At 72.9% G+C, this 24,991-nt stretch carries 23 protein-coding genes and 3 pseudogenes; 14 read left to right on the top strand and 12 right to left on the bottom strand.

Annotation, left to right across the window (positions count from 1 at the left end; all coding sequences use genetic code 11):
* The first annotated feature begins 27 nt into the window (after positions 1-27).
* Together IE329_RS35490 and IE329_RS35495 are read left to right on the top strand one after the other, a co-directional pair.
* The gene (locus tag IE329_RS35490; RefSeq protein ID WP_190215163.1) at positions 28-279 is read left to right on the top strand and encodes a hypothetical protein; all 252 of its coding nucleotides are present in this window, start codon (positions 28-30) and stop codon (positions 277-279) included.
* Positions 280-301: 22 nt separating this feature from the next.
* Positions 302-697 (top strand): annotated as a pseudogene (locus IE329_RS35495) (transposase); the annotation flags it as partial.
* Positions 698-787: 90 nt separating this feature from the next.
* Here IE329_RS35495 and IE329_RS35500 read toward each other — a convergent pair.
* From IE329_RS35500 to IE329_RS41930, 5 genes are all read right to left on the bottom strand, one after another.
* A complete protein-coding gene (locus tag IE329_RS35500) occupies positions 788-1,540 on the bottom strand; it encodes a hypothetical protein (RefSeq protein WP_190215164.1) in 753 nt (250 codons plus the stop codon).
* Positions 1,540-2,166, bottom strand: coding sequence for an RNA polymerase sigma factor (locus IE329_RS35505; RefSeq protein ID WP_190215165.1), 627 nt, complete (start codon positions 2,164-2,166; stop codon positions 1,540-1,542). The genes IE329_RS35500 and IE329_RS35505 overlap by 1 nt, the downstream gene beginning before the upstream one ends.
* A 145-nt stretch (positions 2,167-2,311) precedes the next feature.
* A complete protein-coding gene (locus IE329_RS41925; RefSeq protein ID WP_190215166.1) occupies positions 2,312-2,515 on the bottom strand; it encodes a hypothetical protein in 204 nt (67 codons plus the stop codon).
* 318 nt (positions 2,516-2,833) lie between these two features.
* Positions 2,834-4,969 (bottom strand): WD40 repeat domain-containing protein, encoded by a 2,136-nt coding sequence (locus IE329_RS35515; protein WP_229928023.1) that lies wholly within the window; start codon positions 4,967-4,969, stop codon positions 2,834-2,836.
* A 15-nt stretch (positions 4,970-4,984) separates the two neighbouring features.
* On the bottom strand, positions 4,985-6,619 hold the full coding sequence (locus IE329_RS41930; RefSeq protein WP_190215167.1) for a hypothetical protein: 1,635 nt from the start codon (positions 6,617-6,619) through the stop codon (positions 4,985-4,987).
* Positions 6,620-7,264: 645 nt separating this feature from the next.
* Here IE329_RS41930 and IE329_RS35525 point away from each other — a divergent pair.
* Positions 7,265-7,696, top strand: coding sequence for a VOC family protein (locus IE329_RS35525; protein WP_190215168.1), 432 nt, complete (start codon positions 7,265-7,267; stop codon positions 7,694-7,696).
* Positions 7,697-7,814: 118 nt separating this feature from the next.
* Here IE329_RS35525 and IE329_RS41165 read toward each other — a convergent pair.
* The 3 genes and pseudogenes from IE329_RS41165 to IE329_RS35535 all read right to left on the bottom strand — a co-directional run.
* Positions 7,815-8,010: pseudogene (locus IE329_RS41165) on the bottom strand (IS5/IS1182 family transposase); the annotation flags it as partial.
* A 75-nt stretch (positions 8,011-8,085) separates the two neighbouring features.
* Positions 8,086-8,748: a response regulator gene (locus IE329_RS35530; RefSeq protein WP_190215169.1), complete on the bottom strand. Its 663-nt coding sequence runs from the start codon at positions 8,746-8,748 to the stop codon at positions 8,086-8,088.
* Positions 8,723-9,895: a sensor histidine kinase gene (locus IE329_RS35535; RefSeq protein ID WP_190215170.1), complete on the bottom strand. Its 1,173-nt coding sequence runs from the start codon at positions 9,893-9,895 to the stop codon at positions 8,723-8,725. Before IE329_RS35535 ends, IE329_RS35530 begins: the two co-directional genes overlap by 26 nt.
* 175 nt (positions 9,896-10,070) lie before the next feature.
* Here IE329_RS35535 and IE329_RS35540 point away from each other — a divergent pair, with 175 nt between their 5' ends.
* The 5 genes from IE329_RS35540 (at position 10,071) to IE329_RS35560 (ending at position 14,967) form a co-directional block, all read left to right on the top strand.
* A complete protein-coding gene (locus tag IE329_RS35540) occupies positions 10,071-12,350 on the top strand; it encodes an MMPL family transporter (RefSeq protein WP_190215171.1) in 2,280 nt (759 codons plus the stop codon).
* A gap of 459 nt (positions 12,351-12,809) precedes the next feature.
* Positions 12,810-13,265, top strand: a complete 456-nt coding sequence (locus tag IE329_RS35545) for a PIG-L family deacetylase (protein ID WP_190215187.1) — start codon at positions 12,810-12,812, stop codon at positions 13,263-13,265.
* A 46-nt stretch (positions 13,266-13,311) separates the two neighbouring features.
* Complete coding sequence (locus tag IE329_RS35550; protein WP_190215172.1) at positions 13,312-13,689, top strand: hypothetical protein; 378 nt, start codon at positions 13,312-13,314, stop codon at positions 13,687-13,689.
* 202 nt (positions 13,690-13,891) lie between these two features.
* On the top strand, positions 13,892-14,548 hold the full coding sequence (locus tag IE329_RS35555) for a DUF6461 domain-containing protein (protein ID WP_190215173.1): 657 nt from the start codon (positions 13,892-13,894) through the stop codon (positions 14,546-14,548).
* A gap of 134 nt (positions 14,549-14,682) precedes the next feature.
* Positions 14,683-14,967, top strand: a complete 285-nt coding sequence (locus tag IE329_RS35560; protein ID WP_190215174.1) for a LexA family protein — start codon at positions 14,683-14,685, stop codon at positions 14,965-14,967.
* On the opposite strand, the gene IE329_RS35565 is transcribed toward IE329_RS35560, so the two are convergent.
* Entirely contained in the window at positions 14,924-15,655 is a 732-nt protein-coding gene (locus IE329_RS35565) for a hypothetical protein (protein ID WP_190215175.1), read from the bottom strand. The two genes, IE329_RS35560 and IE329_RS35565, sit on opposite strands and share 44 nt — an antisense overlap.
* A gap of 524 nt (positions 15,656-16,179) precedes the next feature.
* Here IE329_RS35565 and IE329_RS35570 point away from each other — a divergent pair.
* Both IE329_RS35570 and IE329_RS35575 read left to right on the top strand, forming a co-directional pair.
* Positions 16,180-17,445, top strand: coding sequence for a hypothetical protein (locus IE329_RS35570; protein ID WP_190215176.1), 1,266 nt, complete (start codon positions 16,180-16,182; stop codon positions 17,443-17,445).
* A 407-nt stretch (positions 17,446-17,852) separates the two neighbouring features.
* Entirely contained in the window at positions 17,853-18,332 is a 480-nt protein-coding gene (locus IE329_RS35575) for a nuclear transport factor 2 family protein (RefSeq protein ID WP_190215177.1), read from the top strand.
* Positions 18,333-18,803: 471 nt separating this feature from the next.
* Here the strand turns inward: IE329_RS35575 and IE329_RS35580 are convergent, their stop codons facing one another.
* Positions 18,804-19,856 carry an AI-2E family transporter gene (locus IE329_RS35580; protein WP_229928024.1) on the bottom strand — a complete coding sequence of 351 codons (1,053 nt, stop codon included), beginning with the start codon at positions 19,854-19,856 and terminating at the stop codon, positions 18,804-18,806.
* Positions 19,857-20,380: 524 nt separating this feature from the next.
* On the opposite strand from IE329_RS35580, the pseudogene IE329_RS42230 reads away from it, so the two are divergent.
* The 3 genes and pseudogenes from IE329_RS42230 to IE329_RS35595 all read left to right on the top strand — a co-directional run.
* Positions 20,381-20,994 (top strand): annotated as a pseudogene (locus IE329_RS42230) (transketolase-like TK C-terminal-containing protein); the annotation flags it as partial.
* 254 nt (positions 20,995-21,248) lie between these two features.
* Positions 21,249-21,470, top strand: coding sequence for an XRE family transcriptional regulator (locus IE329_RS35590; protein WP_229928025.1), 222 nt, complete (start codon positions 21,249-21,251; stop codon positions 21,468-21,470).
* A gap of 7 nt (positions 21,471-21,477) precedes the next feature.
* Entirely contained in the window at positions 21,478-21,648 is a 171-nt protein-coding gene (locus IE329_RS35595) for a hypothetical protein (RefSeq protein ID WP_190215180.1), read from the top strand.
* 191 nt (positions 21,649-21,839) lie between these two features.
* On the opposite strand, the gene IE329_RS35600 is transcribed toward IE329_RS35595, so the two are convergent.
* Positions 21,840-22,673, bottom strand: coding sequence for an AraC family transcriptional regulator (locus IE329_RS35600; RefSeq protein ID WP_229928026.1), 834 nt, complete (start codon positions 22,671-22,673; stop codon positions 21,840-21,842).
* 67 nt (positions 22,674-22,740) lie between these two features.
* Here IE329_RS35600 and IE329_RS35605 point away from each other — a divergent pair, with 67 nt between their 5' ends.
* The gene (locus IE329_RS35605) at positions 22,741-23,721 is read left to right on the top strand and encodes a DMT family transporter (RefSeq protein ID WP_190215181.1); all 981 of its coding nucleotides are present in this window, start codon (positions 22,741-22,743) and stop codon (positions 23,719-23,721) included.
* A 921-nt stretch (positions 23,722-24,642) separates the two neighbouring features.
* Here IE329_RS35605 and IE329_RS35610 read toward each other — a convergent pair.
* Positions 24,643-24,798, bottom strand: coding sequence for a DUF6131 family protein (locus tag IE329_RS35610; protein ID WP_190215182.1), 156 nt, complete (start codon positions 24,796-24,798; stop codon positions 24,643-24,645).
* Positions 24,799-24,991 lie beyond the last annotated feature (193 nt).

The raw sequence follows: 24,991 nt of genomic DNA on the forward strand, positions 1-24,991 counted from the left end.
CGCGACAGCGACGGAAGGGTGGGCGGAGTGGCGATCGAACGGGCGGCCGCTCCGGAAGCCGGGGGCTCATCGCGTCTTCCGGGTGCCCACGTGGTGGGCACGCAGCGCGTGCCCACCACCGGATTCACCCATTCGGTTGGTCGGATGCCGCAGCAGGTTCCGGGACGCGGGGGTGTCCGGGCCGGCGGTATCGCGGGCGGTCAGGACGATCAGGGCGAGACGGGTGCTGAACACGGCCAGGCCCTCGCCGACTTCGAGGGCGAGCCAGTGATCGACTGAGCCGGCGGAGAGGCTCACCGGCCGGAAGCGACATCTCGCCGTCGACCTCGGCGGCCTGATGGTGGACCTGCTGGTGACCCCCGCCGACGTCCCCGAGCGCGACGGCGCCCGCCGGCTCCTGGCCCGCCTGCACGCTTCCCACTCCGAGATCACCACCGTCTGGGCGGTCTGGGCGGACTCCGCCCACGTCGGCGAACTCGTCGGCGAACTCGTCGACCGGGTGAGGCGCGAGCTCAACATCACCGGCACGATCGTCCGACGACCCTCGGACGCCCAAGGCTTCATCGTCCTGCCCCGAAGGTGGGTGGTGGAGCGATCGCCGGCGTGGTTCGTGCGAGCCCGCCGCAACTGCCGCGACTACGAACGCCCCCCGCCCACACCCAAGCCCACCTCGCCCGGAGCGCCATCACCGTCATGACCCGCCGACTCGCCCGCGTTGACAGTCCGGAAGTCGACGCCGTCCCCGCCACGCTCGCAGCGTGACAGGGACGGCATGACAACGGCCTGCCTACGTCCGCGACGGCTGTGCCTCCCCCGGCCGAGTCACGGCTTTCTGGTCCGAGAAGGAGACGGACCCGGCCGGCAGGGCAGGCATGCAGTCGGGGCCCGGGCCGTCCGCCAGCCCCCCGGTGAGGACGGCGGAGGCGTGAGCAGGGTCGGTCTTCGCCAGCGGGAAGACGATCTGCAGCTGCTTGTCTGCGGGCATCTTGCTGGGGCTGACGGACAGGACGAGCTTGCCGTGCTCGCTGTCGATCCCCCAGCCCTCGTACCCGGCCTCGGCCGGGGGGCTCGCGGAGGCGGACGGGGAGGCCTCGGGTGCAGTGCCGGCCGAGGTGGACGGCGAGGGACCCGCCTGGCCGGGCAGTGCGGCCTGGCAGTCGGGGTCGCCGGCGTAGATGCGACTGTGGACGCCGAGCCGGTCCAGGTCCTTCTGCAGCCCGCCAAGGTCGATCTTGCCCGCCGGGTTGACGATGGTGAGCTTGACGGTGCCGTCATTCGCGGTCTGCAGGGTGTAGGCGGCCGCGGTCTGGGCCGGCAGTGCGGTCAGGGCGATACCCGCCGCGGCGGCGGCCAGACCCGCCGGCAGTGCGATGCGCACTCCAAGGTTCCGGCGTTTGTCGTCACGGCGGGACATGGTCAGCCAACTGGTCATCAGATGTTCCTCACGCTGGTGCCGGCGGCCGGCCGGAAAGTCGCGCTCGGCGGGCACCCGCAGCATCCGACGCAGCGTCTGCAGGTCGTCGTCCTGGTCCCGGTTCATCACGCGTTCCTCTCCTGCGGCCCGACCGCATCGGTGCGGTCATCTGTTAGCTGCCAGCCTGCGGCTGCGAGTTCCATGGTTGGACCGAAATTCTTCCGGGCGAGCTTGTCCAGTCGGCGCCGGGCCCGCGACAGGCGGGAGCGGACCGTGCCCACCGGCACTCCGAGTGCGTGGGCGGCCGCCGCGTAGTCCAGCCCGCCCCACACGCACAGGGCCAGCACCTCCCGGTCGGACCGTGAAAGACGGTCGAGAACCTGCCGCACCGCCGCGATGCGCTCCTGGTCCTCCAGGCGTCCGACCACCTCGTCCGCGAAGTCGGGCAGCAGCCCGGGCTCGGGCATCCGCTCCATCAGTGCGTGGTGCCGGCGGGCCACCCTGCGGCGCCGGTGCACCACGTAGGTCGAGATCCCCAGCAGCCACGGCAGTAAGCTCCCCCCGCTCGGCTCGGCCTTCTCCCGCAGGCGCCATGCCTCCAGGAACACCAGCGAGGCGCAGTCCTCCGCCCCCGCCCAGTCACCGGTCAGCCGGAAGCAGTGGTTGTACACGGCCTTGCCGTGCTCGCGGAACAGCACGCTGAACGCGCCCTCGTCACCTGCCCGTATGCGGGCCCGAAATCCTGGATCCATACCTATCTCCGCCAGTCACGGGCGCAGGGGTTCCATGTGATGTGGACCACATCGAAGGTTCGGGTCCCGCCCATGGTCTCCAGAGCGTCGCATGCGCCCGGAATCACCACCGCCGACCAGCGGCCGGTGGTCGTTCGGCATGCCGTCACTGTGACGCCCGTCCGAACACCACACCAGCACCAGGCGCCCTGGCAGGCGGCTGCACCGCCGTCATGCTCCTGGTCAGCGGGTGCTCCTCGTCCGGCGGCTCCTCCACCTCGGGCTCAGCGTCTGCCGCCTCGTCCGCGACCGCGACGGTGAGCGGCACGGTGACCGTTCTCGCCGCGGCGTCGTCGCTGGAGAGGTTCACGCAGATCGGCAAGCAGTTCGAAGCGGCGTATCCCGGACCGAGGTGGTGTTCAACTTCGCCGGGAGCAACACCCTTGTGTCCAGCATCGTCTGGGGCGCCCCCGCCGACGAGTGCGCGGCCGCGAGCCCCGCCACGATGAAGACCGTCACCGACCAGGGCGAGGCGGCCGGCACCCCGAAGACCTTCGTCCGCAACCAACTGCGGGCCACACGATTGACCGGCCACGCGGTCCGGCCCGGCGACGCCGTGAGGCGACGTCCTCGCGCGAGGATGCTCCGCATCCCGGCTGTGATCCGCCCCGGGCGCGCGGCCTGCGGATCATTGCTGCCTGAGTGGAAGTCCGAGAACTCCGGCGTCGTGTCCGACGACCAGGACCGGGCCCGCAGTGGCAACGCAGGTGACCACGACGTCCAAGGCGATGCGCTGCACAGAGCCGGTGTCCGGTTCCCACACCCGGAGGCTGCGCGCGCCTTTGAGGGCGGTGACCAGGACGGTGCGCCCACCCCGCAACGTGGTGGCAGCCATGGCCGGGGTGCCACCGGCGCTCGTCGCGGGAGGCAGGCCGTCGCCGACCGGCGCACCGGTTGCCGGGTCCCAGAGCATGACGACGCCGCGCCTGTCCCCGGTGGCCAGCAGGGTTCCCTCGGCTCTGGGCACCGCTGCCACAGTTGCCACCCGGTGGTCGGCGTCCTTGAGCGCCCGTTCGTTCAGCTGGACCGCAGCGCCCCGGTCCCAGGGGTCGTCGACGGCCGGGTCCCACACCTGAACGCCACCCTGGGCGTCCGCGGCCGCGATCAGCGTGTGCCCGGCGGCGATCGGGAGCGCGGTGATCGCGTGGATCGGCCGCCCGGAGGGGTTGAGCCGTCCGATGGTCTCCCCGGAGGCCGGGTCCCTCAACCGGACCGCGCCCCGGGAAGTGGCGCTGACGAGCAGGGTCCGGCCGTCGGGAACGACGGCGGTGCACATCCCGGTCACCTCGCCCAGCCAGTTCACGACCGGTTCGAGCACCGGCTGCCCGGTGACGGTGTCCCACAGGGCGATCGTCCCCGTGCCGCCGCCGCTCGCCAGCAGCACCCGGCCATCGGGCAGGAGCAGGGACGCCATCGACAGGACGGGGTCAGGATGCCCTTCCAGCGGCCCGTGGACGAGTCGGCCGTCGGCCGGATCCCACAGGCACACCACCCCCGCGTCCCCAGCTCCGGCCAGAAGCACCGACCGGTCGGGACGGGTCACCACCGCCAGTGAGTTGACACCGCCGAGTGGACCGGGCACCGCAGCGGAGAACACCGGCACGGGACCCCAGGGCACGCTGCCGGCCGCGAGCAGGGCGTTTCCGTCCTGACGGGGCCGGGTCACGGCTTCGCCGCTTCGACCGGCTGCTTCCGGCTTCGTCGCAGCGCCTGCCCCGCCGCCGGCCGCCGCCTGCGGTATCAGGATCTGCGGTTTCAGGATCCGCGGCAGAGGGCCCGGTGACGGGGTCTGCGGAAGGGGGCTCCGGGGGTGGGCGTCGTCCGGGTCACCCGACAGACCGTCAGCGATCGTCCACGTCTGCTCGCAGCTCCAACAGCGGAAACCACCGGTGAGCAGCATCAGTTTGCGGGCCCATTCCCTCCCGGCCCACTGCGGGGTGCCCTTGGCCGCGACCATGCCCGCGACCAAGCACAGGGCGGCCTGCCCCGGCGTCTCGGGGGGCACCTCCGCCTCGGCGGCTCTGCGCGCCACTCCTAGGAAGGCCTCCCAGCCCTCCCCGAGCGCCGCACCCCGCAGCACGTCGGCGACCTCACCCCAGGGGTGCCCTGCCGGACGGGCATCGGCGGAAGCGGGCAGCCCCGGGGCTTCGAACGGCGGGCGCACCGGATCCACGAAGAAGTCGGGGATCTCGGTGTCGTACCCGCAGCCGGGACACACCAGCAACAGGTGGCCTTCCTGCAACTGAAGATCCCACAGTGCCGCGCCGCTCCGGTGGCCGGCGAAGGCGACGCAGCTCAGCGCGAGACGGGCGCAGACCCGCGCGGGAGCATCGGCGACGAGGAAGCTCCGCAGCGCCGCCTGTTCGGCCAGGCGCAGTGCGGCGCTGAACCCGGCCCGGAGGTCGGCCGGAACGGGAGGCCTGTCCTCCGCGGTCACGATGAATCCCAGGTCCACCCAGAAATCCACAGCCTGGCCCGCCGGCAACGCCGCCGCTGCCTCGACGAGATGCGGTAGGGCTGCGTAGGCCCCGTCAGAGACGGTTCCGTCGTCGATCAGGTCCTCGGCCAGGCAGGCCCAGGACTGCCGCCATCCATCGCCCGTTCCGGTCCCGGTGGCGGCCGCCATCTGCTCCAGGATCGCCTTCACATCCTCGGCCCTCGCACCGCGCAGGTCGCGCCAACGAGGGTCGTGCAAGGGCAGCTTCGGAATCATCATGGGGCAGGGCTCGCAATCGGCGGGGACGAGAAGGGGTTCGGTGATCACCGGAGGCGATCCGGATCAGAGCGTCAGCTGATCGGCGACCACGGCCACTGCGCGGGGCGCGATCCGCTCCAGGACGGGCAGGGCAGCGGTCCAGCCGTCCAGGAGTACCACCTGAGCGGCGAGCCTGCGGGCACGGGACGGCTCCGACAGCTCCGCAAGTCCGGCAAGGGCTCGGGCTCGTGTCGCACGGTGCACGACCGAGCGGGTGAGTGCCTCGGCACGCTCCCGGTCGCCACGCCGAGCCAGCTCCCGGACGACCGCCACCCGCGCCTCGCCCCGTGCCCACTCGTCCGTGATCACGTGGACGAGTCCCTCGGCCCGGTCCGGATCGCCGCGCCGGGCAAGCTCCCGCACCAGGGTGATCAGCGCCCTGGCCCGAGTCTCGTCGTCGGCTATCGCACGGGCGAGAGCCTCGGCCCGGTCCGTGCAGCCGTGGCGGGCCAGTTGCTCGACGATCATCGCCTGCTGCGCCGCGCGGTGACGGGGGTCGACCGGGCCGACGACAGCCATGGCTCGCTCGACCTGACCCAGCCGGGCCAGCAGGCGTGACACGGACGTCACCAGAAGGGCGCGGTCAGAGGCGAGGCCGGTGTCCAGCAGGCGCTCCGCGCGGTCGGCCAGGGCGAGGGCCACGTCGTGGTCGGTTGTTCCGGCGAGTGCGTCCAACAGTCGAGCCATGTCCCGGGCCCTGAGGAAAGGTCCGGCGGCGGGCACGCGGGCCTGCTCCGCCTCCTCCCCTCCCGTCCCGCCCAGGTCGTCCGGCTCCTCCGGCGAGGTCCCGGTCCGGGGTCCGTCCAGGGCCGCGGATGCCCCCGGCACCCACCCGCACAGTGCGGGCCCGTCCGCGGCGGGAGGCCTCGGTGACGGGCGCAGCAGAGCATCGATCCGGTCGAGGTCTCCGTTCTGGGCCTCCCAGGCCAGTACCGCGGCCAGGGCCGGGGGCCGGGACCCGGTGTTCCGGTGACGGGATCGCGCGAAGTCCTCCACGCGGTCGGCGAGCGCAGCCGCCCAGGCCCGGTCGCCGGTGGCTGCGGCCACTTCCACCAGGACGGCCAGGACCTCTCCGGTGCCGTCGAAGACATAGGAACGGACCTCGTCGTCGGCGCGGGCCGCGAACCCACGCGCCCCTACGGTGTCGCCACGGGCCAGCACCGCCTTCGCCAGCCCGGCCCAGGCCGCCCCCCAGTTGTGCGGATAGCGGATCTGCTCAGCCAGAGCGGCGGCCCTGTCCCGGTCACCGGCACGGGCCCATGCCGCCACGAGGTCCACCATCGCCCGGTCCTGCGCTCCCCGCAGCGGAATCGACTCGGCCAGCGCCTGGGCGCTGTGCAGGTCTCCCGCGTCGGCTGCAGCGTTCACCAGGGCATACAGCTCTTCGCCCTGCTGGAGCCCGTCGCTGATCGCGGACGCCAGCTCAACCGCTCGGGGGAGGTGACCGGTCCGGGCGAGCGTCTCGCGGAACCAGCCCGAGGTGGTACGGCTGTCGGTCGAGCTGCTCATCGACAGCCGGATGACGGCCAACAGGCAGGGCTCGAAGCCTCTTTGAACGACGGACGTTCCCATGTCGTTGTCCGGCACCAGGCCGGAGCGCAGCTCCACGCCCCGCCTCCAGAAGAACTCCTCGCCCCACTGGACCATCTTGTTCGGCATACCTGCAGCGCCCCTTCGGTGCCGGTCAACGCCCCGCCTCGTACGATACGGGCGCACTCTGACACGCCGTCATCCGAGTGCGTTCCCCGCTGCCGCCGGCCCGGGCCTGCGTCTGGACGGGCTCTCGCGGTGGGGTGCCGGGTGTGGATGAGGGCTTGGTTGAGCGGTTCGACGGCGGGGCCAGGCTGGGTCAGCCAGATCGAGCCAGATCGACCGGTAGGAGAAATCGGAGAGGATGCCGGCGCCGAGGTCGCGGCGGCGTGCGCGTCGGCTAGAGCCGCGTTCCAGAGCTTGCCTGCCGCGAAGTGCTGGCCCTGGTCGAAAACGGACGTCGCAGCCGGCGGCCCGAGGGGGCGTCGCTGTGCAGTCCTCGGTGGCGCGTGTCTGGTCACCGAGCTGAGGGCACACCGTGGTTCTACGAGAGTTGACCGCGGCGCGTACCGTGCGTCGAGGGCTGTCCCGTAACTGATGTCTGGCAGGACGAGAGGGGCTGGCCGGTATCGCATCCCAGGTTCCCTTCGGGGGTACTGGCCTCCGCTCACCTCTACGACCGAACGGCACAACAGGGGTGGCAGACGCCTCCTCCCGACCACGTGCGGGCCCCCCGACCTGCGGAGATGAGCAGGGCCCTGTTATCGTGCGCCGATGTCAACGATCAAGCAGATCCAAGTGACCTTCGACTGCGCGGAGCCTGCGCGCCTCGCTGCCTTCTGGTGCGAGGTGTTGGGGTACGTCGTGCCGACGGCCCCGGAGGGCTTTGCCACGTGGGAGGAGTACCACCGCTCGCTGCCACCCGAGGAAGAGGTCTACTTCGCGTGCACCGATCCCTCGGGTGCGGGCCCGCGCTTGCTCTTCCAGAGAGTTCCCGAAGGCAAGGTTGTCAAGAACCGGTTGCACATCGATGTGCGGGCCGGCGCCGGGCTCGTGGGTGAGGAGCGACTCGCCACACTCGAGGCCGAATGCGCACGGCTGATGGCGCTCGGCGCGAAGCACGTGCTGACGCAGCGCGCCGATGGCGTCAACGAGTCGTGCATCACGATGCAGGACATCGAGGGCAACGAGTTCTGCCTCGCCTGATTCTCCACCGGGACTGCGAGGTGGGGGAGCCCTCTCCGGCCTTGGGGAACATCGGCTGCCCCGATGCTCCCCGAGGCCGCTCTCCCGTGGACCTCTCAGGTCCCGCACGCGGCGGGAGTCATCCCGGGAGAGCGAGGTCGTGCAGGCGGGCAACGCCGGGCATCGCGTGGCGCACACCGTCGTCTTTCAGGTGGCAGTCGCGCAGGATCTTCCAGGTCCCGTTTGCGGGCCTTGCTGTGGGCCTGCTTCCAGTCGGGCAGTTCCTCGCCCTTGCGCCGGCGGTGCGGCATGATCAGCCCGCTGCCCGGAGTGCCGACCGCTGCCCGGAGTCCCCGCCCGGTGCACTGATGTCCGGGCGGGGACTCCTGGGACATGGCCCGGTACCCGGCTCAGGTTCCGGGAAGGATGCGGCGCGTTTCGTAGGCCCACATCGCGATCTCGACCCGGTTGCGGGCGCCGAGTTTGGCCATCAGGCTGGCCAGATGCGTCTTCACCGTGCTGAGGCTGATGTGCAGTTCATCGGCGATCTCGGTGTTGGTCAGCCCGCGAGCCACGGCGAGGAGCACCTGCTCCTCGCGGGCCGTGACGGGTGAGACCGGCTGGGCCGCGGGCCGGCCGGCGGGCAGGTCCGCGAATGCCTGGAGCAGACGGACGGTGACGCTGGGCGCGATGAGTGCCTCCCCGTCGGCCGCGGACCGTACCGCCTGGGCCAGAAGGTCTGGTCCCGTGTCCTTGAGGAGGAATCCGCGGGCGCCGGCGCGCAGCGAGCCGTAGACGTACTCGTCGAGGTCGAACGTGGTGATGACGACCACGGCCAGCGGGTCGGCGACGCCCGGGCCGGCGACCAGCCGGGTGGCCTCGAGTCCGTCGAGTACGGGCATGCGGATGTCGAACAGGCAGACGTCGGGGCGCAGTTCGCGGGCCATACGGACCGCTTCCTGTCCGTCGGAGGCCTCGCCGGCCACCTCGATGCCGGGCTGGGCGTTCAGCATGATCCGCAGCCCGGTGCGGATGATCGTCTGGTCGTCAGCCACGAGGACGCGTATGGACACCGCTCTCGCTCCTCGCTCTCGGCAGCTCGGCCTCGACATGCCAGCCCCGGTCGGTGCCCGGGCCCGCTCGTAGTGTGCCGCCGATCAGGGTCGCGCGCTCGCGCAGTCCGGTAAGTCCGTATCCGTCGCGACCCCGGCCGGTGCGCCGGCCGTTGTCCCGCACGCTCACCCGTACCGTGTGCCGTTCAGCGGCGACCCGGACGACGACCTCGGTTGCGTCGACCGCGTGCCGCAGCGTGTTGGTCACCGACTCCTGCACGATGCGGTAGACGGCGGCGTCCACGGCCGGGGGCAGCGTGTCCAGCTCGCCGTCGAGCCCCAGATCGACCCTGATGCGACCGCCGGGGGTGCGCACCAGGCGCTCCAGATCCGCGACGCCGGCAGGGGGCGCCAGCTCGGCGCCGAGCCCGCGGTGGCGCAGCGCGGCGACCATGGCGCGCATCTCCTCCAGGGTGCGCGCCCCTTCCTCCTCGATCCCCTCCAGCGCCTCGACCGCGGCGGACGGGTCGGTGCCCGCGAGCACCCGGCCCGCCTGGGCGATGATCACCATGGCCGACACGTGGTGGGCCACCGTGTCGTGCAGTTCCCGGGCGAGCTGCTCGCGCTCGCGCGAGCGCACCTGCTCCAACTCCCGGTCGCGAGCGGTCACCCGGAACCGCACCGCAGCCCCGAGCACGCCGGGCAGCAGCCCGAAGACGAAGCCCACGACCTGTTCGAGGACCGGGGTCCCGTCCGTGAAGGCACACAGTGCGCACGCGGCGACGATCATCGCGCCGCCCAGCACGATCTCCCGTCCCGATCCCCACCGGGGCAGCGCGTACACCAGCACGAGCACGACCGCGCCGGTGTACAGGCCGACGGGCTCGCGCGGTGCGGCGACGAGCGAGGCCACCTGAAGCAGGATCACCGAGCCGAACGCCAGCGTGGCCGTCGCCAGCGGGCGGGTCCGGCGCCGCAGGGGCAGCAGGCACAGCCACACGGCGAACACCACCGCCACCGGACGCCACACGAGGTTCTCGCGCAGAGTGGCCTCCAGCGCCACACCGGCAAGGCCCGCGGCGAGCAGCGCCCAATCCCGCCGCACCCGGGCGGGCGGGTCGGGCGGCCGGGGTTCGGTCCACAGGGTTCGCAGGTCGTCTCGGAGCATGGTTCCCAGCCTAGGGACCGCGGCGTGCCGCGCATCGGCCGAAAGGACGGGTCGTCACTCCGCCCCGGGGCCGGGGGATCCGCGACCCGCGGGCCGATGCCGCGGAGCGCCGGGGCGACGAGCCTCGACATCGGCGGCCGTACAAGGACGGCCGACGAAGTGGTTGGAGGACCCGATGCTCTCGAAAGCCCTGTTGCGCCTGGGCGCAGGCGCCGCGCGCCATCCCTGGCGGGTGATCGCGGCATGGCTGGTCGTCGCCACGCTCGCCGTCCTCGCAGCCGTCGCCCTCGGCGGGCGGAATGCGGATTCGATGACGGCTCCGGGACTGGACTCCCAACGGGCCGCGGAACTGATCGAGCGGGCCGGCACCGGCCAGGAGGGGATGACCGCCCAAGTGGTCGTCACCCCCCTAGACGGCGCCGCCACGTTCTTCGGCCACGACGGTGCGCGCACCGCTCTCGTGCGGCTGCAGACCGAGGTGCAGCGGCTGCCGCACGTGCTCGGCACGAGCGACCCGGCGGGGGCACTCGACGCAGGCGGGGACACCGCCGTGCGCGGCGGCCTCGTCTCGGCCGACGGGCGGATCGCGGTCGTCCGGGTGCAGTACCCCGACCAGAGCCGGCTGTCGGCCGAGGACCTCGACGCCCTCGTCGACCTCGGCGCCCGGCTGCGTGCCGAACTGCCCCTGCGCATCGAGATGGGCGGGAGCCTCTTCTACGCCTTCTCCGACGCCGACGGCGGCGCGAGCGAGTTGATCGGCCTCCTCGCCGCGGCCGCGATCCTGTTCCTGGCGTTCGGTTCGCTCGTCGCCGCCGCGCTGCCGATCGGCATGGCGGTCTTCGGGCTGACCGTCGGGGTCGCCACGATGACGGTACTGGCGGGGGTGACGGACGTCCCGACCTTCGCACCGGTCCTGGGCAGCATGGTCGGGCTCGGAGTGGGCATCGACTACGCGCTGTTCGTGCTCGCCAGGCACCGGGAGTACCTCGCGCGCGGGCTCGATCCGCGCGAGGCGGCGGGGCGGGCGGTGGCCACGGCGGGCAGGCCCGTGGTCTTCGCCGGCGGCACCGTCGTCGTGTCGATCCTCGGCCTGGCAGTCGCGAACGTCCCGTTCATGACGGTGGGCGGGCTCGCCGTCTCGATCGTCGTTCTGATCATGGTGGTCGCGTCGGTGACGCTGCTGCCGGCCTTCCTCGGCGCCGCCGGCCCACGCCTGGCCCGGGCCGGCCGCATCGGCCGGATCGGCCGGGCACTGCGGACCGGGAGGCCGGGCCGACTCGCACGGCGGCGCCACCCGGCGGCAGGCGCCGCCCACGCCGCCGGGTGGCGCCGCTGGATCGGGCACGTCAGTCGCCACCCGGTGCCGTACGCGGTAGGTGCGGCGGGTCTGCTGCTGACCGCGACGCTGCCCGTGCTCGGCCTGCGCGTCGGCCTGCCCGACGACGGCTCACTGCCCCGCAGCCGTACCGAGCGCCGGGCCTACGACCTCGTCGCCGAGGGGTTCGGCCCGGGCACCAACGGTCCCCTCGTCATCGCCGCGGACGCCACCGGTGATCCGGGAGCGCTGGACCGAATCGTCGGGGCGGTCGCGGCGGATCCGGGCATCGCATCCGTCGCGCCGACGCACATCGACCGGGCCACCGGCATCGCCACCCTCGTGGTGTTCCCGACCACCGGTCCCCAGGACAAGGCCACGGCCGACACCATCGCCCGGCTGCGCACCGACGTGCTGCCCACGGCGATCGGGCACGGCCCGGCCAGGGCGCACGTCGGCGGCGCCGCCGCGAGCCTGTCCGATGTGGGCCGCCGCACCAGCGAACGCCTGCCGGTGCTCGTCGCCGCCGTGCTGGCGATGTCCTTCCTGCTGCTGATGCTGGTCTTCCGTTCGGTACTCGTACCGCTCAAGGCGGTCCTGCTGAACCTGCTGAGCATCGGCGCGGCCTACGGCGTCATGGTCGCGGTCTTCCAGTGGGGCTGGGGAGGCGCACTCATCGGGCTGGAAGCGACGGTTCCGATCGTGTCGTTCATCCCGATGTTCCTCTTCGCCATCCTGTTCGGCCTGTCGATGGACTACGAGGTGTTCCTCCTCTCCCGCGTACGCGAGGAGTACCTGCGCACCGGCGACAACGGCACGGCGATCGTCGAGGGCGTCTCGCGCACCGCCCGGATCATCACCTCGGCCGCCCTCATCATGGTGGCGGTCTTCCTGTCCTTCGCCGTCGCCGAGGACCCCTCCACCAAGATGTTCGGGCTCGGCCTGGCCACCGCGATCTTCATCGACGCCACGGTCGTCCGCATGGTGCTGGTACCGGCGACCATGACACTCCTCGGCCGGGCCAACTGGTGGCTGCCCGAGTGGCTTGACCGGATGCTTCCCCGCGGCCCGGTCGGCACCGACGACACCGACGCTGAATCCACGGGTGAGGCCCCGCGTCCACGGCTGGCCGACCGTTGACTCGACTCCTGCCCGCCGTCGGCGTCCGGCACCTCAGCGCGTCACCCAGGGGCATGTCGGGTCGTGATCATCGGGTGGTCCTGGTGAGGTCCTTGATCCAGATCATCGAGGCGCGCAGGAGGAGACCGGCGAGGTAGCTGTCGGGAGATGTGCGCATCGGGTGGCGACCGACCTTCGACGACGCCCGCGCCACGCCGGTGGGCGGCCCGCGAGCCTGCCTGGAGCACCCCGGCCTCCCCCACGGCGGACATCGGGGTGCCGCCCGCCGGCCCGGCGGCGCGCGCCGTCGCCCGCACACCGCCGACTGCCTCCCGGACCTGGGACCTGGACCCGCACGCCCTGGCGCACCTCGGCGCCGCCGACGCGCGCCCGGCCGCCGTCGACGCACGGCTGGACAGCGCTACCGCAGCCGTCGACGCCGACCTCGGAGGTGTCGACGCCGCCGCCGCACTTCGGACGATGCGGGTGCGCGCCGCCGGCCGGCTCGGCCTGTGCTCACCGAAGTGGCCCGCCCGGCCCAGGGCGTTGATCGTGGCGGCCCATCCCGACGACGAGGTCCTCTGCCTCGGTGGCACGATCGCAGTCCCGGCGGCGGCCGGTGTCCGGCTTCGCCTGGTGTCCGTCACGAACGGGGAGGCCTCCCACCCCCACAGCGGGGCGCCGGCCGCCCGGTACCTCGCCGCCGTCCGCACCCGGGAACTGCACCACGCCTTCGGCCGGTTGAACGACGACCTGCAAGGCGTGGGCCTTGAGTCCCGACGGCTGGATCGCCCGCCACGAGCCGGACCTCACCGAAAGCGGTCGTGCGGCCCGGCGTTCTCAGCGGGGCCCGTCGTGGCGGGCCCGGCCCGGCCTCGGAGCGCCCTGCGAGGTGCTGGGGACGGGCGGAGGCTTCGGGGCCACTTCGGCGGGTAGACGCATGCCCGACAGCCGGGGGGCGTTCGACGAAAGGGTGTACGCCATGCTGTTGCTGCTCGGCCTTCTGCTGCTCGGGGCGACCGGAGCCTTCGTCGGCTTGTTGATCGCGGACAACACCGGTGGTCCCAGCTACGACGTGACGATCCTCGGACACCAGATCGCCACCATGACCGGCCTCGCGATCTTCCTCTCCGGTGTGGCTCTGACACTGGTGGCCGGCCTCGCCCTCGTCATGATCAAGGTCGGTGCCGCCCGGGCCGGCCGACGTCGCCGGCTCATCCGCTCCGCTCGGCTCGCGGTCGCGGGGAAGGCCGGCCAGGGCGACCGAGCACCTGGACAACCGGCGGCACCGAGGCCGACCGACGAGGTCGGTAGCACCGCTCTGCCGCGTACGCGCCGGCGACTCCACTTCGGGCACTGACCCGGCGGGCCGGGGGTGGGTACACAGGTTTCGGAGAGTCCGGGCTGCCCCCTGCCCTGCCGGTACCGCCACCGGCCCGCCCGCGGCCGACGGCGGCGGCCGCGGCCGCGGTTCCGGGTACCCGACCCGGGCGGGCAGCCGGATCGGAGCAGTCCGGCGGCCCGGGGCGGGTGTGTCGGTGTGGTGCGGCAGGATCACCTGCATGACGGACGGAATCGCCTGGCTCGCGGAGCCACGGAGCATTGCCTTCGGCGGCTACAACGTCGTCCTGGCCCGAGGGCTCGGGGTCGAGGTGCTGGCGGCGCGGATCGCGGCCTCGGCCCAGTGGTCGGAGCGGACCGTGGAGCCGGTCGGGGAGCTCACCGGGGACGGACTGGTCGAAGCGTTGGACTCGGAGTACGGGGACGCCTGGGACGGGATCGGGCTACGCCTGGGGGTGAGCGGCGGGTGGACCTTCGCGGTGGCGTACGGGGGCTGGTTCGGGGAATTCCGGAACGATCCGGCGATCTCCGAGGGCGGGGCCGACGTCTTCCTGCTGGAGTACGAGGAGGAGAACGGCAAGCCGGTGCCGCCGACCTTCCACTACCACCGGGACGGCCGGACGGTCTGCTCGTTCAATCTGCACCTGGACGACTCCTGGGGCAACGGCCAGGTCGCGGGAGATCCCGAACTCGTGGACAAGGTCAGGGGGTTGCTGAGCATGGAAGGCCTGCCGGACGAGAAACGAACGCACCGGGAGGTGCACCGGACGACCCTGGCGGTGCTGGAGCGGCAATTCGGTCTGGCGCTCCCGCGCGCCGTGGTGCTGGAGGCCCCGCTGCCGGCCGTCCTGCTCGCCGACCGGAGCGTGACTCCTTGACGGGTGGGGCCGTTGAAAGGAACTTGCCGACCGCTGGGAGGCCGAGCAGGACGGCTCCGGCTGATCTCCGTCTGCTGGTGGCTGGTGTCACCTGCCGGTGCTGCACGGTGGGCTGATCCTCATCCGGTGACGGGGTGACGATCCGCCGCCAGGACACCGCCCGGTGCGGGGACGTCGTCGCGGCCCCCCGCGACGGCGGGGCCACCGTCAAGCATCTGCGGATCGTGGGCGGCCGCACCTGGCTGATCCCCCGACACCCCGCCTACGATCCGGTCCCCGCCGGGCAGGCGACCATCCCCGGCACGGTCGTCTCCCTCCTCCGCCGCCCGTGGAGCGGGCCGGGGCGGGCCGGCTCCCCGGACGAAGGCGGTCGGGTCAGGGGCTCGACTGCGTTGCAGCGGTGCGCGTGGCGATGGTGAGATCAGCCGCCCCTTGCAGGTCGGCCGCTCCCTGCCCCGTTTCGATCTTCGTGCTGAAGGCCGCTACGACGCCGATCGTCCAGCTGTCAGCCCAGGCGCACACCGGGATGTCGTGCGAGGAGGCCGATCCGCGCAACGTCGCCACCGTGCAGTGCAACACCACCGCTGTGTCCTTCGTCGCGAAGCCCTGGGCGGGGGTGGAGGCGAGGGTGAGCGTGGTGTTGGACGTGTTGGCCAGCGCTGCCGCCCGCAGAGCCAGATCTGCCTGCCCCGCCAGGTCCTGCGGGTAGGGCCGCGGAAGGTTGACCCCGGCGAAGTAGAACGGCTTGTTGATGTCGAACCCGGCCGCGACGGCGGCCGGCGAGCGCTCGGCGAAGAGCGAGGCCAACTGCACGCCCATCTGCTGCGCGTAGCCCGCTCGGATGATCTTCCGAGCGTCACCGACGGCCTGCGGGGCCGTCAGTTCGTTCTTGGCGGGCAGCTCCGGCGTCAGTGCGGCACTCCCGTCGCCCGCCGAGGTGACGGTCCCGCCGGCCGGTTCGGCGGCGGAATCGGCCGTGGTGCATCCGACCGCCAGTACGGCCAGGACGCCAAGCAGGGCTATCGACCGGTACGTATGCATGCGTGGAACTCCCTTGGCCGGTCCGGCCGGTCCCTTGAGGCGGGGCAGCGCTTCCCGCAGGCCCATGATCAGCAAGGTACCGGCCCCGAAGGGAGAGCGGGTCCGACTTACGGGCCCGACGCCGGTCCGGCAAACGCGCTGACCGCGGCTGCGTCGTGCACCGCCGGCCGAACCGGCACCCATCGCGGAGGGCACCCCGGCCGGTGTCCCGCAAGCCCGCCCACGACCCCGACCCGGCCGGTCGGACGGCCATCCTCGGCCGGCTCTCCCGCTCCTGCCCGCCTCCAGGTAGGGCGGGGGCCGTCTGCTGCTGCTCCCGGATCGGCCCGGTTCTGTGCGCGGGGGGCCTCCGGGAGGAGGTTGCGCCCCCTGCGTCCCGGGGGCAGCAGCTTTCCGAACGGCCTGCGGGTGCGCCCCGAAGTGGCGGAGACTGGAGGCCGCACCGGGCGTCGGTCAGGGCCGGCCGGTGCCGCCGTACGTCGCGTCAACGGCCCTCGCACCGTGCGCAGTTCATGAGGGCCGGCGCCAGCCGGCCCGTCCAGTCACCGTCCAGCCGATCTGCACAGTCGACGAGACAGGAACCGAACGTCATGAGCACACCCGCAGCCACCCGAGCGATCTTCCGCACCACCGGCGCGTTACGGGCCGCCGTCGCGGTGGCCACCGCCACGGCCGCCGTCGCCCTCGCGGCGCCGGCCGTACCCAGCGCGGCAGCCGCCGGCCCTGGCACGGCCCCTTCGGTGGCCGTCGTGCTGCCCACCCCGCCCGGCGCCCCCTACGGCGACCCCACCGGGGTCAACAGGTTCGGCGTCGTCATCGGGAGCGTGTCCTCCGGCAGCCCCGGTGACGGTCCCCGTGCGGTGCGCTGGGACAACGACCACACCGTCGCCGTCCTCGACCCGCTCCCCGGCGACCACTACGGCAGGACCGTCGCGCTCAACGACGCGGGCACCGTGGTCGGGTTCTCCTGGCAGTCCGGCCTGCCGGGCGGCGGACACGCCGTGCGCTGGGCCCCCGGCGCCGCCCCCGCCGCCCTGGCGGCGCTGCCCGGCGACCTCTACAGCCGGCCCACCGCGGTCAACCGCGGCGGAACCGCGGTCGGGTACTCCTGGAACGACGCGGGACAGGAGCACGCCGTGGCGTGGCGCCCGGACGGCACGGTGATCTCGCTCGCCGCGCTCGCCGGCGATGTCCGCACCGTCGCCACCGCGGTCAACAGCTCTGGCACGGTGGTCGGTTACTCCGCGGGGGCCGGCCCCCTCGACCCCCGGCACGCGGTGCTCTGGAGCCCCGGCGGGGCCGTCACCGCCCTCGGTGCACCGTCGGCCTACCGCTACACGTCCGCCACCGGCATCAACGACGCGGGCACCGTGATCGGTGGCGGGACGACGGATCCCGACTCCGGCGCCGGGCACGCCCTGGTCTGGGGCGCCGGCCACAGCCGCCGGGATCTGGGCGCGGGCACCAGTGCCACGGCCCTCAACGCCTCGGGCCACATCGCGGGCACCGTGCCGCCCGCCGACCCGGACACCGCCCGGCAGGACGCGGCCCTCTGGCGCCCCGACGGTGCGCGCAGGACGCTCGCGGCGCCCGCCGGCACAGCGGGCACCGTCCCCAGCGGCATCAACGCCGCCGCCACCGTCGTCGGATACACCTGGAGCGGTATTCCCGCCCGCGAGTACCAGCAGGCGGTGCGCTGGAGCCCCGACGGCACGGCCACCGTGCTGCCGCTCGCCGGGGGCGAGCAGTACGCGGCCGCCCTGTTCGTCAACGACGCCGGTCTCGTCGCCGGGGTCCAACTGCTCCACGGCGGCGCCATGTACGCGTCCCACCTGGCCGTGGTCTGGCGACCGTAGTCCCTCGCGGTTCCGCCCCTGCGACCGGTTCCCCCGTCGCAGGGGCGACACCGGCCGCTCCTGCCGAGTCCGCCGGTGCACCGCCGACGGCCGCATCCGGGAGGTCAGGGAGTTCCGGTGGGGTCGGGCCGTAGCCGGGAGCGAAGGGTCGGACACCCCCCCAAACACGGCACCCCGCGGGCGCTGGGACCAGGTGGCGGGTCCCTCGACCGAGTGCCAGGCGTTCATGACACCGTCTGCTCCCCGCGCCCGCGGGGACCCGCTGGTGAGCCGCTCCCGGTGCGGTCCCCGGAACGGGGGCTTCATCGGACGACCGTCACCCGTCCCCGGCGCCGCCGGCCTTCCCGGGCACTGCTGATGCGGAAAAGCTCTTGCCCCGGAACCTGTTCGGGCTGATAGAAGGGGGCATGGACGACGAGATCATTCCCCCGGTCGAGCGGATGCTCGCGGAACGCGCCTGCGAGCGCATCGTCGTGGACTTCGTCCACCGCCTTGACCTCGGCGACCCGGGTTCGGTGGCTGAGCTGTTCACGCCCGATGGTGTCTGGCACTGGCCCTTCGGGGACCGGCGCATTGAGGGGCGCGAGGCCCTGCGCGCCTACTTCGCCTCCCGTCCGGCGGACAGGCTGTCGCGCCGTCTGATGACGAACATCCTGGTCACGGTGGAGTCCGAGGCGGCAGCGCGGGCTGTCTCGTATCTGACGACATACCGGGTCGACGGCTACTCGGGCGGGATGACCCAGCCCGGGCTCCCGGCGAACGTCGGCCACTACGAGGACATCTTCCGCAGGGTCGAGGGTGCCTGGTTCCTCGCCGGCCGCACTGTTTTCCTTCCCTTCGGCGGCGGGACCGAACGGCTCCCCGGCACGGATGCGTCGCCCGCCTGACACCGGCTTCCATGACCCCGATCGCATCCGGAACCGTGCGGCGGCGGACGCTCATGCCGCCCGGCTCGGACAACGCCCACACCATGACGCGGCACTCCTGGCTGCACTACGGCAGGTGGTCCCTGATGAAGGGGAGGCCCCGTGGACGGCCGGTGGACGACCTCCCTCTCGACCAGGGGCGTGCCGCCGACGACGGGGTACTGACCCCGCACCGGCCTGATCACCGGCACCGCTGCCGGCCCTCGAAGAGGCCGCGGCCAAGGAGTGGCACCTGCCGACGGATACAGTCTGGGGCTGTTCCTGGTCGAATGCCTCACGGGGAACGGCGAATACACCGGATCTTCCGGCGCCCGGCCCCACCGCCCGCCAACCCGCCTCGCCTGCCCCCGTCCAAGTGGGCAGCCCCTCGACGGGCCCGGCGCGCCGATGTCCGCTTGGCAGGACAGATGCCCGTGCTGTCGTTCCCCGCGACTACCGGCCGTCCAGTCGGGGGAACACGAACTCGTCGAGGACCAGGCCGAGGGCGACCGCGGCGGGGACGGCGACCAGCGCGCCGACGATGCCCATCAGCGCGCCGCCGGCCAGGACGGCCACCACGGTGACGAAGGGGTGCACGTCGACCGCGAACTGCATCGTCCGCGGCATGATCAGATAGTCCTCCAGCAGCCGGAAGCCGACGTAGAAGCCGGCCGTGGCGAGCGCGACCGGCCAGGAGACCGCCAGCGCGACCAGGCTGACGACCACTCCGCCGACGGTCGAGCCGACGATCGGCACCAGGTCCATCAGCGCCACGAACACCCCCAGCGCGGCCGCGTACGGCACTCCGACCGCCGCGCACCACACGGCGGTGGCGATCCCGGCGATCGCCGAGGTCACCACGTTGCCCAGCATGTACCGACCGGTCCGCGACAGGATCTCCTCCGTCAGCTCACGGGCCCGGTCCCGACGGCGGCCGGCGACGAAGCGGTAGCAGAACTCCTTGATGGCAGGCAGCCCCGCCATGAAGTACAGCGTCATGGTGACCACGACGACCAGCGACGTCACCGTGTCGAGCAGCAGCCGGCCCGCGCCGAGGACGCCACCCAGCACGCCCGGCCCGCCGTCGCCGCCCAGGGCCTGCTTCGCCCGCGCCACCAGGTGGTAGCGGTCCTCGATCCGGCCCAGCGCGGAGTGATGGTCGTGCAACTGCTGCAACCAGCCCGGAACGCTGCGCATCAGGACGCCGGCCTCCCGGCTCACCGGCGGTACGACCAGCACCAGGAACCCCGCGGCGAACAACAGGAACACGCTCAGGACGGTGGCCACCGCCCACCCGCGCCGCAGCCGCCGGCGGCACAGCGCGGCCACCACCGGCTCCAGGCTGACCGCGATGAACGCCGACAGCACCAGCAGCGTCAGCAGTGCTTCCAGCCGTAGCAGTTGCTCGAACAGGAACCAGCCGACCAGCGCACCCAGCGCCAACCGCAGGCCCGCCGAGAACCAGGGCACCGACGCGAGCACCCCGCCCGCGTCCCGCCGTGCCACCGACGCCGGCTCCCCGGCCGGAGGTGCCGCCGGCGCCGACGACGGGGCGGCCCCCTCCGGCACGAACAGCCGGCGTCGGACCTCCCCCGACGCCGTGGTCGTCATCACCCGCAACCTCGGCGGCACCTTCATGCCCGGATTCCGTTCTCCCACGGGCCACGCCCGCCGTAGCCCACCGCCCGTGTTCCCCGTTCCGCCCCGAACACGCCACGGAACCCGCTCCCTGCCTGCTGGGGGCTCCGGTGGCCGACCGGCGGGCGCGCGCGGGCGGGGTGCCGCGTCGCCGCGTCGCCGCGTGCACCCCGCCCAGGTCCGGTACCGGGCCGGCCCTCCAGCGGTGCAGCGGTCGCGGCGCCCGGAGGAGTGGGTGCCACGGGCAACGAAGCCGACCAGCCAAAGCACCAGCAGGACGACGGCCACCCACCAGAGGTTCTTCACCGCGAAGCCGGCATCGAACAGGAGCAGGGCGAGCAGCACGATGAGCTTGACCCGACCGGCCTTCGCGGCGCCGGTACCCACGCCGGCGGGCCGCACTGCTGGACCGACTGCGGGAGCCCCGGCTGCCCGACGGCTGGCACACCCGGATCCCCGCCTTTCCCGCCGACCCCGGGGGGCTGGCCACCCGCGCCGCCTCCGGCAAGGTGCTGACCGCCCTGGTACCTGTCCTGCCCGAACTGCGGGGCGGCTCCGCCGACCTCGCGGGCAGCAACAACCCGTCGAAGTCCTGGTCGGGGGCGGTCTCGCAGGAGAAGCGCAGAAGGTGCCCGTCCTCGACCGCGGCCCGGACGGCTGCGCCCGCGCGGAGGGCGCCGCGCTCGGCGGCTGCGTGCTGCGCGACGCGGCCGACGGCGAGCAGCCCCAGGTGCTGCTGATGGCAACCGGATCGGAGGTGCACCTGGCCCTGGCGGCCCAGGTGCTGGCCGACCGCGAGGAGTTCCTCCCGCCCGCCCTCACCGCGCGGGTGAGCGTGGAGGCCGGCGTGGCCCTCGGCCGGCGCCAGGGGGTCGGCCCGCGGGGCCGGATCGTCAGCCTGGACCATTTCGGCGCCTCCGCCGACCACCAGCGGCTCTACGCCGAGCTCGGCCTCACCGCCGAGGCGGTGGCCGCCGCACGCGAGAGCCTCGCCGGGACGGGATGACGGCCGGCACCCGGCAAGGGCGGCGGTGGCACCGGTGGTCCGCGCATGCAGCCGACCCCGCGCGGGGCGCCCCCACCTCGCCGGTGCGAGGGCTTCCCCGGTGCCGGCTCCTCCGTCGACACGGTCCACGCGGTCGGCGCGGGGCCGGCCGGGTCCGCAGCCGCCTCCCTGTTCCTTCAGCACAGGTACCGGCTTACTTGTCCAGCAGCCGGGCAGACGACCGGGGACGAGGATCCCGATGCTGAGGGGCCGCTGTGACCGACACCGATCTTGCCCGAATCCTGAGTCGAGCCATGCGGCGACGGCATCTGACCGCTCAAGCCGTCGCGGACCTCACGGGAATCCGCACCCCCCGCATCCGTGCCTTCGCCGAGGACGGCACCGAAGGGCCCGTCCGCCCCACGCCCGAGGAACTGGCGGAGCTCACCGACGTGCTCGCCCTGCCTCGGTCCGCCGACCCCCTAGGAGAACGGTAGTCGCGCCATGGTCCTCTTCCTGTTCCTGCTCCTGCTGGCGATGGTGCTCGGCATCATCGGCGCCGTCGCCCACGGACTCCTCTACCTGCTGATCATCGCGATCGCCCTCTTCATCGCCGACCTCACCTACGCCGGTCTGCGGCTGCGCCGAGGCACCGGCCGTCACGCGGTGCGCTGACACCGATCGCTCGGCGCGCCGACCGGAGGGGGCCGCCGGGGGCCTGCCGCGTCCACACGGTCACACCGCCGCTGCCGCGCACCTCACCACGGGCGAACGGCCCGGAGCGCAGCCGGCCGGAGGCGTGGAGGACCGGCTCCAGGTCTACGGACCGTGACGACCTCCGGGTGCGGCCGCCGTCGAATCTCCGCTCAGATCGCCGCGCGGACGAAGGTGCCGGGGGTGATGCCGTACATCCGCTGGAACCAGCGGCCGAAGTGGGCCTGGTCGGCGAAGCCCGCCGCCGCGGCCGCCTCGGCGGGCGCGGCGCCGGCGGTGAGCAGCGAACGGGCGTGGCGCAGCCGGAGCTGGCGTTGGTATTCGCTGGGGGCCAGGCCGAACTCGGCGCGGAAGGCCCGGTAGAGCGCGAACCGGCTGCAGCCGACCGAGTCGGCCAGTTCCTCGGCCGGGATCGGCCGCAGATACGCCTCGCGGATCAACTCGCGGGCGTGCACTGCGGTTCTGCGCTGCGCGCCCCCCGTGAGCGAGCGGGTGCGGGGCGGGTGGGCGGCGCCGAGGTGCGCGATCGCGGTGACGGCCGCCGACAGCCGCTCGTCGCGCACCAGCGGGTCCGCCTGGCAGGACAGGGCCGAGTGCAGCCGGGCGAGGGCCCCGGCGAGCACGGGATCGGTCAGCACCGGCTGCGGGAACAGCGGCATCGCGGTGATCCTGCCGTCAGCCGCGTCGGTGAGGATCTCCCTCAGCAGCGTCGGGCCGATGTGCACGATGCGGTACTGGTAGCCGAGTTCCGCCGCGGCCCGGCCGTCGTGCACCTCGTCCGGGTTGAACACCATCACCATCCCGGCGCCGCTGGTGTGGGCGGCGCCGCGACACCGGAAGCGCTGGGCACCGGCGTCGGTGATGCCGAACGAGTACGAGTCGTGGCTGTGCGGCGGATAGACGTGGTCCAGGAAGTGCGCGTGCATGGCCTCCAGCGGGCGGCTCCCGTCGCGCCAGTACCGCGCCCAGCCGTCCCCGATCCCCATGCCTCCCATTGTGGCCCGCGCACCAGCGTTCAAGACCTGTGGGGGACCGGGCGGCCAGGGTGGGGCGATGGAAGCGAAACAGAGGACGGGCAGCCCCTACCTGCTGCTGATGGTCACCATGGTGCTCTGGGGAAGCGCGTTCTCCAGCTCGAAGTCGGTGGTGGAGCACGTCCCGCACACCGTGGCCGCCTTTCTGCGCTTCGGCGGGGGCGCACTGGCGCTGCTGGCGGCCGTGGCGATCTTCGGCAACCGGTCCGCGAGGGTACCGCCGCGAGCCGGACGGCGGGCGATGACGGCAGGCGTCCTGGGCGTCTTCGCCTACAACGGCTTCTTCTTCTGGGGGCTCTCACTCGCCCCCTCGCTCGACGCGGGCATCCTCATTCCCGTCATGAGCCCCGTCCTCACCAGCTCCTTCCTCCTGGTCACCAGGCGGGAGACGGCCTCCAGGGCGCGGCTGGCCGGACTCACCCTGGGACTGGTCGGGGCGGTGGTCTTCTTCCTCGGCGCGGGAGGCAGCACGCACGGGAACTCGACCCAGCTCGCAGGGGACACGCTCTTCCTCCTCAGCGCGGTGTGCTGGGCGGCCTTCACACTCGTCGGTCCCAAGGTGATGGCCGCTGTCGAGCCCCTGCGCGCCACCACCTACGCGACCTGTGCCGGCGCGGTACTGCTCGGCCTGCTCGCCGCGCCCGACATCCCGGGCATGCACTGGAGCACACTGCCGGCGGGGGTGTGGCTGAACACGGCCTATCTGGCCGTGGGCCCCGCCGCTGTCGCCAACCTGTTCTACTACCGGGGTGTGGCGGCCGTCGGCCCCGCGTCGGCCTCCTTGATGATGTTCGCCGTGCCGGTCGTCAACACGCTGTGCGCGACGATCCTGCTCGGCGAGTCCTTCGGCGCGCTGCAGGGAGCGGGCGCGCTGGTGCTGCTGTCGGGGGCTGCCCTCGCGGTCACGCAGGGACGGCTGCCGTGGCGGTCGACTGCCCGGCACCACCGGGGTGTTGGGCCCGCCGGCCGGGGTGAGTCCGAGGATGTGGTCCGCCGCTGACCCGGCGGCTGTGCTCCGCGGTACCGAGCCCGCGCGCACCACTGCTTTCGCCGGCACGAGCGAGCCCGGTCAGGACGTCGCAGCCCGCGAGCAGGCACTGCCGGCGCCGGGAACGGCTGATCGCCATCGCCGCGACCGGGGGCATCGCTCACGTGGTCCCTGTACGCATCGGGTGATGCACGGCAGGGCCGCAGCGAAGCGCGCTCCCGCTGGACGGTGACGGCGGCCCCGGCGAAGCACGGTGCCGGAGCCGCCCGGATCGGCGCGGGGGGAGTGCTCACGAGCGGGGCGGGCAGACGATCACGGTTCCAAGGTTTCGACAGGTCCTGCGCGCGCCACAGTTCGATGCCGCGGTGTGCCGGCCTGGTCGTGGGCAGGAGCGAACCGTGCAGCAGAGATGAGGGAGAGGGTCGTCCGTGAAGGGTTTTCGAGGCTTTGTGCTGCGTGGCAACCACAGGCAGGCGGAGAAGCGGGGCAGCCCCGGAAGCCTGTCCTCGGTGCCCGTGCCCGCAGGTCGCCTCGCCTTGTGCACCGCGTGCCCTGTCCGGACGCCGGAGCGGGCGTGACCGCGGGCGACCGACGGGCGGCTCGGTGGCCTGCTGCGCCTCGCCGGCGCCAACTTCGCCACCATCGGCCTGGCCGTCGGGGTCTGCCTGGCCATGGGACGGCTGCTGCGCCTGGGCTCACAGCCGGCCGATGACCGGCACCTGCTGACGGTCCACCGCTCCGGGTGTCCGTTTCTGCGCGCCCTCATGCGACCCGGGCCACCCTGCTGCGCGCCCGCATCGACGCCGAGCGTGAGGGGGCGCCCGACCCCGCTGGGGGGCCGGGCGCTGGAAACCATCGGGCCCACGGCGCCGACGAGGGGGCCGTGCGGTTTCGCGGACGTGGTGCCGGAGGCCTGGAACCGGTGGGGACGGCTCAGTAGTAGTGGCGGCGTCCGCCGACCTCGTGGCCGACCGCGCCCATGACCCACAGGATCAGGCCGACGACGAGCAGGACGATGCCGATCGTCCAGAGGAAGGAAAGACTGGTGAGGAACCCGATGACGAGGAGGATGACTCCGAGGACGATCACGATGGTCTCCGATGCTGGCCCCCCGTCGATGCAGATTCTCCGTCGGTGCGGAGGTGATGCTTCGCTTCCTGTTTTCCGTGCCGGCTGTGAGGAATGGGGTGCTGTGCCGTTTCGTCCCTGCCCGTGGCGCTCCTGCGCGAGGGGCCGCTACGGCTGCGGGGCGAGGGTGGCGGTGAGGCCGCTCAGGAGGATG

The organism is Kitasatospora indigofera, from assembly GCF_014655955.1.
GTDB classification, from domain to species: Bacteria; Actinomycetota; Actinomycetes; order Streptomycetales; family Streptomycetaceae; genus Kitasatospora; species Kitasatospora indigofera.